Source organism: Shewanella sp. 1180_01 (genome assembly GCF_052850535.1).
Map to the genome: position 1 here is coordinate 44346 of NZ_VXCT01000014.1, position 13143 is coordinate 57488.

General features: G+C 45.3%; 12 protein-coding genes and 1 pseudogene. 4 read left to right on the plus strand and 9 right to left on the minus strand.

Annotation, left to right across the window (positions count from 1 at the left end; all coding sequences use genetic code 11):
- Positions 1 to 25: 25 nt before the first annotated feature.
- On the minus strand, positions 26 to 613 hold the full coding sequence (yfbR, locus tag FW758_RS10000; protein ID WP_446445298.1) for a 5'-deoxynucleotidase: 588 nt from the start codon (positions 611 to 613) through the stop codon (positions 26 to 28).
- 288 nt (positions 614 to 901) lie between these two features.
- Positions 902 to 2116 carry a pyridoxal phosphate-dependent aminotransferase gene (locus tag FW758_RS10005; RefSeq protein WP_006081570.1) on the minus strand — a complete coding sequence of 405 codons (1215 nt, stop codon included), beginning with the start codon at positions 2114 to 2116 and terminating at the stop codon, positions 902 to 904.
- A gap of 775 nt (positions 2117 to 2891) precedes the next feature.
- On the opposite strand from FW758_RS10005, the gene FW758_RS10010 reads away from it, so the two are divergent.
- Both FW758_RS10010 and FW758_RS10015 read left to right on the plus strand, forming a co-directional pair.
- A complete protein-coding gene (locus tag FW758_RS10010; RefSeq protein WP_006081571.1) occupies positions 2892 to 4274 on the plus strand; it encodes a Na+/H+ antiporter NhaC family protein in 1383 nt (460 codons plus the stop codon).
- A gap of 296 nt (positions 4275 to 4570) precedes the next feature.
- Positions 4571 to 5724 (plus strand): annotated as a pseudogene (locus FW758_RS10015) (glutamine synthetase family protein).
- A gap of 156 nt (positions 5725 to 5880) precedes the next feature.
- On the opposite strand, the gene efp reads toward FW758_RS10015, so the two are convergent.
- The 6 genes from efp to FW758_RS10045 all read right to left on the minus strand — a co-directional run bounded on the left by efp (position 5881) and on the right by FW758_RS10045 (position 9725).
- Positions 5881 to 6441, minus strand: coding sequence for an elongation factor P (gene efp / locus FW758_RS10020; protein WP_006081573.1), 561 nt, complete (start codon positions 6439 to 6441; stop codon positions 5881 to 5883).
- A 45-nt stretch (positions 6442 to 6486) separates the two neighbouring features.
- Positions 6487 to 7665 (minus strand): elongation factor P maturation arginine rhamnosyltransferase EarP, encoded by a 1179-nt coding sequence (gene earP, locus FW758_RS10025; RefSeq protein ID WP_446445299.1) that lies wholly within the window; start codon positions 7663 to 7665, stop codon positions 6487 to 6489.
- Between the two features lie 95 nt (positions 7666 to 7760).
- Positions 7761 to 8288, minus strand: a complete 528-nt coding sequence (gene fldA / locus FW758_RS10030) for a flavodoxin FldA (protein WP_006081576.1) — start codon at positions 8286 to 8288, stop codon at positions 7761 to 7763.
- 54 nt (positions 8289 to 8342) lie between these two features.
- Complete coding sequence (gene ybfE / locus FW758_RS10035; RefSeq protein ID WP_006081577.1) at positions 8343 to 8615, minus strand: LexA regulated protein; 273 nt, start codon at positions 8613 to 8615, stop codon at positions 8343 to 8345.
- Between the two features lie 10 nt (positions 8616 to 8625).
- A complete protein-coding gene (locus tag FW758_RS10040; RefSeq protein WP_006081578.1) occupies positions 8626 to 8847 on the minus strand; it encodes a DUF2788 domain-containing protein in 222 nt (73 codons plus the stop codon).
- A 101-nt stretch (positions 8848 to 8948) separates the two neighbouring features.
- Positions 8949 to 9725, minus strand: coding sequence for an alpha/beta fold hydrolase (locus tag FW758_RS10045; RefSeq protein WP_063884412.1), 777 nt, complete (start codon positions 9723 to 9725; stop codon positions 8949 to 8951).
- A 297-nt stretch (positions 9726 to 10022) separates the two neighbouring features.
- Here FW758_RS10045 and seqA point away from each other — a divergent pair, with 297 nt between their 5' ends.
- Entirely contained in the window at positions 10023 to 10550 is a 528-nt protein-coding gene (gene seqA, locus FW758_RS10050) for a replication initiation negative regulator SeqA (RefSeq protein WP_259521703.1), read from the plus strand.
- Between the two features lie 82 nt (positions 10551 to 10632).
- Positions 10633 to 12285, plus strand: coding sequence for a phosphoglucomutase (alpha-D-glucose-1,6-bisphosphate-dependent) (gene pgm, locus FW758_RS10055; protein WP_446445300.1), 1653 nt, complete (start codon positions 10633 to 10635; stop codon positions 12283 to 12285).
- 113 nt (positions 12286 to 12398) lie between these two features.
- Here pgm and msrA read toward each other — a convergent pair whose 3' ends face one another.
- Positions 12399 to 12878, minus strand: coding sequence for a peptide-methionine (S)-S-oxide reductase MsrA (gene msrA / locus FW758_RS10060; protein WP_413485017.1), 480 nt, complete (start codon positions 12876 to 12878; stop codon positions 12399 to 12401).
- Between the last annotated feature and the right edge of the window lie 265 nt (positions 12879 to 13143).

The window sequence follows — 13143 nt, forward strand, 5'->3', positions numbered from 1 at the left end:
ATGCATTCCTAGCGAGAGTGGAAAATCAAAGCATCTTGTTAATTTCGTCTAAATTCAAGGTGAAACTGGGCACAAAGCAGTTCATAAAATACTGTACTGCTGGGTCCGGATTTGTCGCCAGCATGCCTTCGAGACGTTTACGGGCGGTATTGAATTCACTGTTGCCGGCGCGGTTTTCTTCAAGACATTTAAGATAGGCACACAGAGTATCAGCGGATTTCACTATGGTCTTGTAAACGGGATCGGCGTAATCACTGATGAACAGACTGCGATAATCCTCTTTAAATTCCTCTGGCACCATATCCAGCATGCGCTGCTCGGCAATCGCCTCAATCTTTTTATACTCGGCTTCAATTTCTTTATTGAAGTATTTCACCGGCGTCGGTAAGTCACCCGTGAGAATTTCACTGGCATCGTGAAAAATCGCCAGGCTCGTGGCTTGATGGGGATCAAGCGTCGTACCGAACTTTTTATTGCTGATGACCACCAGTGCATGGGCCACCATGGCAACTTGTAGCGAGTGTTCTTGAACATTTTCAGTGCGAACGTTGTACATCAAAGGCCAGCGTTGGATAAGTTTCATTCGAGCTAAATGGGCAAATAAGTGACTCATAGTTTTCCTGTTAATTCGAGGGCCAGCGTTGGATAAGCGTCATTCGTGTTCTAAAAACGGCACATAAATGACTCTTAGTTTGCCTGCTAATGAGTGAGTAGAAAGGCGACAAGCTGCATTGGAAGACGTGACACGAGTTGAATAAGCAGTATTGACGCTAATGAAGTCTTAGATTATCACAGCCTTGGGTGACACGTGAGTATGAGCGTGGAGGATTTGTCGAAATCGCTAAAAATAAAGCGACCACTAGGATCGCTTTATGACTCAAACTGTTAGTCGAGGCTAAACCTACTGCCGATAGTTTTCGAGGAAGGCGCCAAACTCGGTAAATGCTTTTTTCAGATCTTCTTTATAGGGTAAGAAAACCACTCGTAAATGGTCGGGCTCAGGCCAATTAAAGGCGGTGCCGTGCACTAACAGAATTTTCTTTTCTCTGAGTAAATCCAGCACTAAGCGCTCATCATCCCGCAGATTGAATTTCTTCATATCCAGTTTAGGGAAAGCATAGAGTGCGCCCTTAGGCTTTTTCACGCTGACGCCTGGGATTTGATTCAACAGCTCGTAACAGGCATCCCGTTGAACTGTCAGGCGACCCTTAGGTAAAATCAGCTCGTTAATACTTTGATAGCCACCGAGCGCGGTTTGAATCGCATGTTGATTGGGCACGTTTGCACACAGGCGCATCGAGGACAGCATTTCTAAACCTTCGATATAGCTCTTCGCTGCTTTAAGATTGCCAGACAACATCATCCAACCGACACGAAAGCCCGCTGCGCGATAAGCCTTTGATAGACCATTGAAGGTAACAGTTAAAATATCGTCCGACAGGCCAGCCGCAGGAACATGCTTGGCTTCGTCATACAAAATTTTGTCGTAAATTTCATCGGCAAATAAAATCAAACTGTGTTCACGGCAAAGCTCAACCACTTGCAGCAGTAATTCTTTGCTGTAAACCGCGCCTGTAGGATTGTTTGGGTTGATCAGCACAATACCGCGGGTACGCGATGAAATCTTACTTTTAATGTCGTTGAGATCGGGGAACCAGTCCGCTTCTTCATCACAACGATAATGCACCGCTTTGCCGCCAGCGAGATTGGCCGCCGCCGTCCACAGTGGATAGTCAGGCGAGGGGATTAAAATCTCATCATCCGTGTTAAGCAAACCTTGCATCGCCATCATTATGAGTTCTGAGACACCGTTACCTATATAGATATCTTCGATATCGACACCAAAAATCCCTTGGGCTTGATAATGCTGCACTATGGCCTTACGGGCAGAGAATAATCCTTTTGACTCACAGTAGCCTTGCGCACTGGGTAGATTAAGGATCACATCGCGCACAATTTCCTCCGGTGCTTCGAAACCGAAGGGGGCAGGATTACCAATGTTAAGTTTGAGGATCCGATGACCCTCGTCTTCTAAACGTCTGGCTTCCTTGTGCACTGGGCCGCGGATGTCATAGCAAACGCTATCCAGCTTGTTGGATTTGATGATAGGGCGCATTTACACCTCGGAACATGCATAAAGTTTTGGCTTAAGTTAGCGCACCATAACGAAATTTCACTGTAGATGAAAGGGGGGAGCAGCACAGAATGGGACTTTTTTTGTAAATACCACTTAGTTAAATATGCTTTAACAGTCAATTAATGAAATAAGAACAAGTTTTATATTCTGATTTTTAGAGAATTTTAAGAGTGTTTAGCTAATGCTGACGGTAAATAAAACCCGCTTTACGTGTTTTTGGGATGTAGGAAGAAAATAATCACGCTTGATGGAAATGCGTTTTCAGTGGTTGACGGCTATTTCGTTTTATTTGTTTGTCCTATAAATCTTAATAGGGGAAAAGTGTATTTTAGCAAAAGCTTAATGATTGATTTTTAATCACAGTTCCTCGATAAGATCAACTTATGCAAGCTGTATATGACCTTGTGATAAATAGGCATATTTATTGAATGCTTATTAAGCTGAAAGGATCATAAACGGTTTCGTTGCGAGTGAGTTAAAACTCCTTAAAATCATGATGTTATGTTGATTTTGTTTGTAGCCTTTAAAATTATTTTCTATCAAGTTAAATTTATAGTTGACTCAATATTCGATGCGCTTTATTTTCTGCGCGATGTTTTTGGCAAGGCACCTCAGATAGCAAGCAATTAGCGGGTTTTATCTTCAGGGTTAGTCATCATGAAGCAGCTGTGTTGACGTTCTGAATCATGTTGATTTCAGACGTCATTCTAAAACCATTTGCCTTTTAGGCGATTTATTTAGAGGACCTAAGTGCATGTCTGAACCGACAGCGTTAAGTCTCATCCCACCTTTGGTGGTATTGGTGTTAGCTATTTGGTTACGCCGTCCCATTTTATCTCTGATCATAGGTGCGGTAACCGGTTTCCTGTTACTCGATCCCAGTCAAGTCTTAAACAATTTTGCCAGTGTGTCATTGAAGGTCATGGCCGATGAAACCATAGGTTGGTTGATTCTGGTGTGTGGTGGTTTTGGTGCGCTGATTGCGCTTTTGGTCCGCACCGGCGGCGCGTTAGCGTTCGGCCGTAATGCACTGAGATTTGCTAAGGGACCCAAATCTTCCCTGTTGATGACGTTTATTCTTGGGATCGTGATTTTTATTGATGATTATCTCAATGCGCTGACCGTGGGTGAAACCATGAAGCGTGTAACGGATAAATTTAAAGTGTCCCGTGAGATGCTCGCCTATGTTGTAGATTCCACTGCCGCGCCTGTGTGCGTGTTAGTGCCATTATCGACTTGGGCAGTATTCTTTGGTGGGTTATTGGTCGATAACGGTGTTGCGGCTGAAGGTCAGGGCATTGCTGTCTACATGCAAGCGATTCCTTACATGCTTTACGCTTGGTTAGCCGTGGCTATGGTGCTACTTGTGGTACTTGGCATAGTGCCTGCCATTGGTCCGATGAAAACTGCGCAGCTGCGCGCCGCCCAAGGCGAGCCAGCAGAAGCCCAGGTGGATTTCGACCAAGTGCAAACCTCGGATGAATATGCGGTTAAAGCCATAGAAGAGGAATTTAAGCACGCCGATAATCATGGCAAGCTGCATAACTTTTTAGTGCCGATTGGTTTGTTAGTGGCTTTTACCGTGTACTTTGATATCGACGTGTGGAAAGGCTTGCTGGCGACTTTAGTCATCACTATCCCTTATTATGCTGTGCAGCGTTTGATGCCGTTATCCGAGATGATGGATCAGATGATTGATGGCTTTAAAAGCATGCTACCGGCGATTAGCACTGTGATTGCGGCGTTTGTGTTTAAGGACGTATGCGATCAGTTATTACTGCCGCAGTATGTGATTGAATCCTTAAGCCCGTTTATGACGCCTAAATTGCTGCCTGCTGTGGTGTTTTTATCCATGGCGATCCTCGCGTTTGCGACGGGTTCGAGCTGGGGCATTTTTGCGGTGACCATTCCTATCGTTATGCCATTAGCGCAATCGGTGGGCGCGGATATCCCATTAGTGATTGGCGCCTTGTTGTCGGCATCATCATTTGGTAGCCAAGCGTGCTTCTACTCAGATTCAACCGTATTGGCCGCACAAGGCTCTGGTTGTAACTTAGTGAGCCATGCTGTGACTCAGTTACCTTATGCGCTGATCGCCGCTGTACTGGCGTTTATCGGCTTTATCGTGATTGCGTAAATACTTTCATGATTAGAATAAGAAACCAGCTGCGGCTGGTTTTTTTATATCTGCCGTAATTGGGTTCAGCGTTTAAAGTGGGGAAAAGGCGAGTGGAGAGTGGCTAGGCTTGAACTAGGATAACCGCGCTTACACTCTTAAATGAAGACGCCCAGCTGATGTCAAATTATATTTTACGGAATTGTCATTTATATTTTACATATTTCATCATTGCCATGTAGCTTTTCAAATCAAAGCCTGATTATACTTTGCATCCTTCATGGTGTTATTTTCAACATTAGTGGCAAACGAATCAAATGGACTCAACCCTTCTTACTGCGTTTTTCCAGCACGGCACAATACGTGATGTCGAATGTTTATTCCCTGATATCTCAGGCTATCCAAGGGGGAAGCTCATGCCAGCCCGAAGCTTTGCTCAGGGTGCTGAGTTACGTATTGCCCAAGCGATTTCGATGCAGGCGATTACCGGTGAGTATTCCTACGATCCAATTTTCCCCGATGCTGATCCTGATCTGTTACTCGTCCCCGATTACAGCACCCTAAAAATGATCCCGTGGAGCACAGTGCCGCGCGCATTTGCCATCCATGACTGTGTGTTGCTCGATGGCAATTTATGTCCATTTGCGCCGCGATCCATTTTAAAAAATGTGTTGGCCCGTTACCAAGCCTTGGGGTTAACGCCCGTGGTCGCACCTGAGATTGAGTTTTATCTGACTGAAGCCAATACCGATCCGAGTGCGCCGTATCAGGCGCCCATTTCAAAAAGTGGCCGAGCTGAAAACGGTCAATCTGCGTTTAGCATGAATATGCTCAATGAACTCGCGCCATTTTGGGATGAGTTTAATGCTGCTATAGATGCGATTGGGATCAAAGGAGATACTTGGATCCATGAGATGGGGCTATCGCAATATGAAATTAACTTAGTGCATGGCGATCCGCTGGCCTTAGCAGATCAAGCTTTTATGTTTAAATACGCGGCGAAAGAAATCGCCATTAAACATGGTTTGAACGCGATTTTTATGGCGAAACCCATAGCAGGCCAACCCGGCAGTTCTATGCATTTACATCAAAGTGTCGTGGATGATAAAGGCAAGAATATTTTCAGCCATGTAGATGGTAGCGATACTGAACGTTTTCACCATTACATCGGCGGATTACAAAAGTATCTGCCTGATTTAATGTTGTTATTCGCACCCAATATCAATTCATTCCGACGTTACATTTCCGGCAGCCAAGCGCGCCTGAAACCGGTAGTGCTTATGAGAGCAGCCATGACTTAGCGCAGACATTTCTGGCTGCATTAACGCAAATGCGCCAAAGTGATTCGGCAAGACGTTTACTTGGGGATGATTTTGTCACGGGTTTTGTGTCAGTGAAGGAGATTGAGTTTCAAAGTTATTTGAGTGAGATAGGTACTTGGGAGCGACGTTTCTTAGGGCCGCAATGCTAGTGCTTATTTTCTGAGGGGATGTTGCTGGATAACGCTTTATCCCTTAAGTGACTCGACATCCCACAAATACATCCCACAAATCACGCGACTAAAAAACAGCAACAAAAAAGCCAGTGCAAGCACTGGCTTTTCTTCGTCTGGAAACGAGAAGGGCGATTAAACGCGCTTCTTGAATTCGCCAGTACGAGTATCGATTTCAATCTTGTCGCCAACTTTCACGAAGTCAGCAACAGTAACAGTGCCGCCGCCAGTGATAGTTGCAGGCTTCATCACTTTACCTGAAGTATCGCCACGAGCTGAAGGCTCAGTGTAGATGACTTCACGTACGATAGTGGTTGGCATTTCAACAGAGATAGCTTTGCCATCGTAGAAAGTCACTTGGCAAGTTTCTTCCATACCGTCAACGATATAAGCCGCTGCATCACCTAAGTTTTCAGCTTCTACGTCGTATTGGTTATATTCTGCATCCATGAATACAAACATAGGATCAGCAAAGTAAGAATAAGTACAATCAAGACGATCTAGGATGATGTCTTCTAACTTATCTTCACCTTTGAAAGTCGTTTCAGTACCAGAGTTAAGCAGTAAGTTTTTCAACTTTAACTTAACGATAGCAGCGTTACGGCCAGAACGAGTTGTTTCAGTTTTCTGCACAACCCATGGGCTGCCATCTAACATGATCACGTTACCAGGACGGATTTCATGAGCAGTTTTCATTACACTATTTCCTATATTTAGATTTTTCTGTTTTCGCGCAGTATCTTAGCTGTTTTTAACGAACTGAACTAGTCGAGTAGCGAGATCTGCAGCATTTAATGCATTAATTGGCCATTGTTTAGCATGGTGCAACAAGGGCAAATTAACAGGATTAAGGTTTTGCCAGTGAAGGCTCACGGCAGATTGCTGTGCTTGGTTGAACGCAAGATTCAATTCAGACCAATAACAAGCAATTTTAGGTGGCAGATTATCGCAGTAAAGTTTGAGAAAAGCTTCTAATTTTACGAGGTGATAATCATCTTCTTGGGGATAAATGTGCCAAATGAAGGGTTTTGCGGCCCATTGAGCGCGTAAAAAGGAATCTTCACCGCGCACGATATTAAAATCGCAGCTCCAGAGCAGACGATCAAACCCCTGTTGGTCTGTCATGGGTAAAATATGCAGGGTTAAATTGCCATGATTTATCTGCTGACCCGGCACTAGCGAGGCAATATCACAGGGCAGTAAATGCCTCAGACTGTTTAAGCTGCGCCCCTTGGGGATCAACGCATGGATTTTCTCGGCCGATTGCTGCCATAACTCGCATAACGCCGGCAGTGCCTCGGTTTCATAGCTAAAGATGCTAATCACAGTATCTTGAGCCTCAATCCCCTTAAGACCTAGCTGACTAAAAAGCTGTAATTTGTTAGCTGAGTTAGCTTGCCAAGCATCGCGCTCGGCAAACAAATCTTGCTCGCAGATGAGCCCACCGGTTTTTGCGCCAAAGCCCGGGAAGTAAAAATACTTCTTTAAACCATTGGCTTGTAATGAAGGCAAACCATGGCAGCCTTCGACCCAATCCTCAGCGCTTAAATATTCTAAATTCAACCAGATAGGCACAGATTCGGGGTCGTTCTCATGTAAATAAACCAACTGCGCTTTTACCTGTTCGGGTAATTCACAGGCAAAGGCTTCGATGAGCACTGTTCCTGCAACAAACGCTACGGGTAAAGGTCTAGTCCAATGAATAATATTCACACCATTGAAGCTTTGAGTGTTTTTTAGTGGATCGAGTGTCGGTAATATGTGCGAGAAGCTTGCGAGGTCGTCGACCCACAAATTAACGGGAATGTGGTACTCATTAGCCATTTGTTTGGCTAAACGCCAAGTGACGCCAATATCGCCATAGTTATCGACGACGGTACAAAAGATATCCCAATGGGTGCAGCGGGGTGTGTTGGTCATGAGTGTGGTATGTCGTTATTCTTAGTTACAACAAGTAGAAATATAAGCATAAAAAAAGCGGCGTTAAGGCCGCTTTAATCGAATGGTTAGCCCAATTAGTCTTCTAATTCAGCTAAGCACATTTCTTCGTAAATTTGCTTAACCCAAGCATCGACACGCTCTTCGGTCAGTTCTGGCTGACGATCTTCATCGATACCTAAACCAATAAAGTGGTCGTCATCAACTTGACCCTTAGAGGCTTCAAAGTTGTAGCTTGCAGTTGGCCAGTGACCAATGATGATACCACCACGCGCCTGAACGATATCGCCAACCATGCCCATGGCATCAAGGAAATACTCAGCATAGTCTTCTTGATCACCACAACCAAAAATAGCGACAAGTTTGTCAGTAAAATCAATTTGCTCTAGTTCAGGGAAGAAATCATCCCAGTCACATTGAGCTTCGCCGTAATACCAGGTTGGGATGCCGAACAGCAGCAAGTCATACTCTGCAATCTGTTCTTTGGTACTTTTGGCGATATCTTTCACCTCAACCATTTTTTTACCCAGTTTTTTCTGGATCATCTTGGCTACGGCTTCGGTGTTACCTGTGTCGCTACCGAAAAAAAGACCTACAGTTGCCATTGTCTATCCTTTAATGTCTAGTTCACTTATTACGTTAATCTTGCTGGTACTCGTTCAGCACTCAACTTGTTGCTGAAGAATTAATTCGATTAACTGGCTACGGCTGATGTTACTGGCCAATGCCTGCTCATTCAAGGCGTCATACAAATCTTGTGACACCTTTAACTCTATTCGCTTTAATCCGTTGGCTTTATCGCGCTGGATTTGATTGCGTTTGTTGACCTTAAGCTGCTGGCTACGGGACAAAGGATTACTTCGTGGGCGGCCCCGGCGCTTTTCATTGGCAAAAAGGTCAATGGTGGTTCTGTCTGTCGCTTCTTTTGCCATGTTCTTATTGTTAACCGATCCCTGAGCCTTCCCAAGTGATCTGGATAATACCTTTTACAATAAACCCGGCGCAGCCGAGAAATAACACTAACCAAACAATAAATCGACCAAATTTCGGCACGTTACCTTGTTTAAGCACATCGTGGATGGCCATGCCGATAAAGAAAAATATCGAGGCAAAAAACAGGTTCAGGCCGATGGTTTCAATTTGTTCCATGTACTGAGATAACATACTTTCTTAGTCCTCGAGAGTGTTCTAAGGCCAAAAGAGGCGCGAATATATCACATCAAGATGGCGGCTGCCATATGCTTTAGGTCGAGTTTGCTGCTGATTTACATTGCTTGTTTGTCAATAAATTCAGACACAATCCGGTTAAAGATGGCGGGTTTCTGTGCATGTAACCAATGACCACAGCCTTCGAGGGTTTTCGCCTGCGCCGCAGGGAATTGCGCCATGATAGCGCTTCTGTGCTCACCAGTGACATAATTTGAGTCACCACCACGAATAAATAGACTCGGGCCATTATAGCTTTGTACTGAATTTGGTGCTTGATTGTGCCAACCAATAATATTGGGATAACAAGCCTTTAGCCCAATTAAGTTCAGCTTCCAACGAAAGCCCGTATCGGTACGTTGCAGGTTTTTGAGTAAAAACTGCGCCGTGGCTTCGTCGATACCTTTGTCTATTAAGTGGTTAAGGGCAAAGCGTCTGTCGGTATGACCTTCTAAGGGCAGACTTTCTAATGCGGCAAACACTAAGTCATGTCTTGGCTCATAGGCGACGGGGGCAATATCTGCTGCCACCATGCTGATAATGCGCTCTGGATGAGCTAACGCTGTCGCCATGGCGATTTTACCGCCCATGGAGTGACCCACTATATGGGCGCGTTCAATAGCCAGTTCGTCGAGTAATGCAACCATGGCCGTGGCGAGGCGAGGGTAATCCATCTCATCCCAATGCTCACTTAACCCATGATTGGGCACATCGACACGAATAACCTGATACTGGCTTTCTAATACTTGCCCTAGGCCTTTGAGGTTATCTAGGTTGCCGAACAAGCCGTGGATCAAGAGTACTGCGGGTCCTTGGCCTGTAGAAACAAAGTTCATGGTGATTCCTGTTGAATATGTTTAGCTTAACGTGGCGCGAATTGTGCCCTTAATGCCGTTGGCTTGACAAGTCAGTTGCTACTTTGGCGTGTATGCAGCGATTAACTTGGGCGCTTTTTCGGCAATTGTCGATTATCTGCTAGTTTGCTGTGCTATTTCACGCATTTTTAGAATAATGGCGCTTTATCAGATTGATAGACATGGATACACTGGTAACCGATCGCAATGATCTGCCCCGATCGCTGTGGTACACTTTTTTCGGTTAAGCCTGTCGAATAACAAAGGATAATTAAGGTTATGAAATATATCGAAGTTGATGAAGAGCTCTATCGTCATATTGCCAGCAAAACAGAACGTATTGGTGAGAGCGCCTCTGACATTCTTCGTCGATTACTCGGCCTGTCCGTCGATGCGGTCGAACCACCTCAGCCTTTGGCGATAAGCCAACCAAGTTTAGAGGCTGAGCCGATTCAAGCTGCACCTGCTGTGAATGACTTTAGTCGCTTAGTCGATGAACATCTGTTATCGCAACAAAAAGGCGCGGTAGGGCGTTTCCTCTTTTTGCTCGAAAGTCTGTATCAATTAGCCCCAGAGCAGTTCTCGCAAATTCTGCAGATCCAAGGGCGCGATCGTTTGTATTTTGCCCGTTCGAAAGAGCAATTACTGGAAGCGAGCGCATCGGCGAATCCTAAAGAAATCGGTACCAGTGGTTTCTGGGTGACGAGCAACAACAATACCGCCAAGAAACGCACCATTTTATCCGAAGTCTTAGTGCAATTTGGTTGTGATGCAACGGTTGCTGCGGGCATTGCCGAGCGCGTTTAATCCGCGGGTGAGCCATTTAATCAGCTATTGAGCTAAGTTTAACCATTGTTTTTAATTGTAATTGAGTGCAGGAGATCCATAGGTGGCAATACATCAAAGGGCAGGACAAATCGCTAATCAGACGGATCTGGTCAATATTCCAAAACTGATGAGCCATTATTACAGCATCACGCCAAATATGGATGACATACAACAACGCGTCACCTTTGGCACTTCTGGGCACAGAGGCTGCGCCTTCAATGGCAGTTTTAACCAACAACACATTTGGGCGATTACCCAAGCTGTGGTGGATTATCGCCAATCGGTGAATATCAATGGGCCGTTTATCCTCGGGATTGACACCCATGCGTTATCCTATGCGGCTTATTTATCGGCCATTGAAGTGCTGGCGGCAAATAAAGTCACAGTGCACATCCAGCAGAATGATGGTTTCACGCCAACACCAGTGGTGTCCCATGGGGTGATTTGCGCCAATCGTGAAGCCAATATCACAGGTGCGGCACTGTCCGATGGTTTGATTATCACGCCTTCTCACAATCCGCCTCAAGATGGCGGGATCAAATACAATCCACCCCATGGCGGACCAGCAGAAGGAAATATCACTGCTTGGATTGAGTCGCGTGCCAATGATTACTTGCGCCAAGCGTTAGCTGGCGTGCAAAAATTAGCGTATGCCGAAGCGCTGGCTTCAGGCTATGTCTACGCCATTGATTTGATCACTCCCTATGTGGCTGATTTAGAAAATGTTATCGACATGCAGGCGATTGCCAACGCTAAGCTGCGTATCGGCGTTGACCCGCTCGGTGGTTCAGGGATTTTCTACTGGGCACCGATTGCCGCGCGTTATGGGCTCGATATTACCTTAGTCAATGATAAAGTTGACCCAAGCTTTAGCTTTATGCCGCTGGATAAAGACGGCAAAATCCGCATGGATTGCTCGTCTCCCTATGCGATGGCAGGGTTACTCGCCCATAAAGAATCCTTTGATTTATGCCTTGGTAACGATCCTGACTATGACCGTCACGGCATTGTCTGCCCTGGTACCGGCTTGATGGACCCTAATCACTATCTTGCGGTCGCTATCGATTATTTACTGACGCACAGACCGGATTGGAGCGATACCTTAGCCATAGGTAAAACCTTAGTATCGAGCGCGCTTATCGATAAAATCTGTGCTTTCCACGGCAAAAAATTACTCGAAGTGCCTGTGGGCTTTAAGTGGTTTGTTGATGGTTTAGCCGAAGCCACCATCGCCTTTGGCGGTGAAGAAAGCGCTGGCGCGGCATTTTTACGCCGTGATGGCACAACGTGGTGCACGGATAAAGACGGCTTCATTTTAGGTTTACTTGCCGCAGAAATTCTTGCGGTAACAGGTAAAACCCCAGGTCAACGCCATCAAGAGCTAGTAGAACAATTTGGCCAAAGTTTTTATAAGCGTATCGATAGCCCAATCAGTCTTGAAAACAAGGCCAAATTTGCGTTATTGAATGCAGAAACCTTAAATGCCACTGTGCTTGCGGGTGAGACAATCGAAAACGTGTTAACCCATGCGCCGGGCAATAATGCGGCCATTGGTGGCATCAAAGTGACTACGGCGAATGGTTGGTTTGCCGCGCGTCCATCGGGCACGGAAGCGTTATTTAAGATCTACGGCGAGAGTTTTATCAGTGAGCAGCATTTAGCTGAAATCATCAAAGATGCGCAGGCATTAATTGATAAGGCGCTGAACGCTTAATGCAGCATTAAGTTTATAAAGTATCAAAAACAAACGCACTCAGATCTGAGTGCGTTTTTGTTTGTGTCTAATGTCAGTTATGAGTAGTTGATCTCATGCTGATTTGACTGTATTTAGTACTCGATATGGCAACTCGGTAAGTTATTCTTATCGATGTAATTTTGGTGATATTCCTCTGCCACATGAAACTGTTGCAATGGCACAATTTCAGTCACGATATGGCGTAATCCCCAACGACCTGAGCGGGCAAAGGCGAGTTTAGAGGCTTCTGCTGCGGCTTTTTGTTCACTGTCATGGAAGAAAATCGTGCTGCGATATTGAGTGCCAATATCTCCACCTTGCATGTTCAGACTGGTTGGATTGTGGTTTTTCCAAAATACCTCGAGCAAGGCTTCATAACTGACCAGGGCAGGGTCAAACTCCACTTGTACCACTTCGGCGTGGCCCGTTTTGCCTTTTTTGACTTCTTCATAGGTGGTCGCACTATTATTGCCGCCCATGTAACCGCAGGTGGCATTCGATACGCCATTCACTTGTCTAAAAAAATACTCTACGCCCCAGAAACAGCCGGCACCAAAGGTTGCTAACGCCATAATTAAATCCAATAGAAGTCTAGATGGCTAAGGATTGTGATAAAACTCGCGCGCAAAAGCAAGCCTCTAGCAGGAATATTTATGCAGGACGATTTTTCGATAAGATGATGGGAAATTTACACTCGGCATCGCAAAGCGCCGCGTTGATCTTATTCCGTTCAAAACTGGGTCCTATGGCGATAAATGTCTGAGAACAGCATTAAAAACATGTGTTAGTATTGAAGCCGCTTTTTAAGGTGCGAGTCAGCCTAACCGCGGTGAGATG